We start from the raw sequence: 385 nt of genomic DNA on the forward strand, positions 1-385 counted from the left end.
GACGCTGATACAGCTCGTCTAGCTGAAGCATTTAAAGCAGGCAACGCGATTGCTAAAGAGATCCTAGAAAGCTACTCAAAAGCTGAGTTCTTCACAAAGCTTGACGATATCCCAGAGAAAATCGACGTTGTTACTTACATCGCGGCTGAAGGCGACATCTCTACTGACCTTCTTTCTCCTGGTAACCAATCTCACTCTCGTGCAGACCGTGAGCTACATGGCCAGTGCATGATCACGCCTGAAGCACAACAAGAAATCGTTGAGCTAGGTAAAAAGCACCCTAACGCTAAAGTGATGCTAATCGCTGAGAAAGGAACGATGGGTGTTGGTTCTTCACGTATGTCTGGTGTTAACAACGTTGCACTGTGGGCTGGTGAGAAGACTT

At 47.0% G+C, this 385-nt stretch carries 1 pseudogene; it reads left to right on the forward strand.

The features are described from left to right. A pseudogene (locus A3766_RS09665) lies at positions 1-385 on the forward strand (bifunctional aconitate hydratase 2/2-methylisocitrate dehydratase); the annotation flags it as partial.

Source organism: Oleiphilus sp. HI0132, from assembly GCF_001635845.1.